The sequence below is a fragment of the Curtobacterium sp. PsM8 genome (assembly GCF_030433875.1).
Lineage (GTDB): Bacteria > Actinomycetota > Actinomycetes > Actinomycetales > Microbacteriaceae > Curtobacterium.
Map to the genome: position 1 here is coordinate 1 of NZ_JARUXD010000174.1, position 248 is coordinate 248.

The 248-nt window shown below is 56.0% G+C and carries 1 protein-coding gene; it reads right to left on the bottom strand.

The annotated features are described in order from the left end of the window. Window positions 1-128, bottom strand: a 128-nt coding sequence (locus QCD68_RS17260; protein WP_301223899.1) for an adenosylhomocysteinase, incomplete at its 3' end; no start/stop codon positions are given. Window positions 129-248 lie beyond the last annotated feature (120 nt).

The window sequence follows — 248 nt, forward strand, 5'->3', positions numbered from 1 at the left end:
TCCGACCGCAGCGCCATCAGGCCCGGCATTTCGGTTTCGGCGATGTTGATTTCTGCACGGCCGAAATCGGCCAGGTTGATGTCGGCTACGACGTAGTCGTTCTTTTCAAGCACAGCGGCGCTGGCCATGGCGGGCGTCTCCAAAATCGTGGAATTGCGCCCGCCCCTAGCTCCTCAAATGCTCCGAAGCAAATATAAAGATATCTTTATATCGCTTATTTCTGTCCGCGTGACGCGGTCTGGACCAGC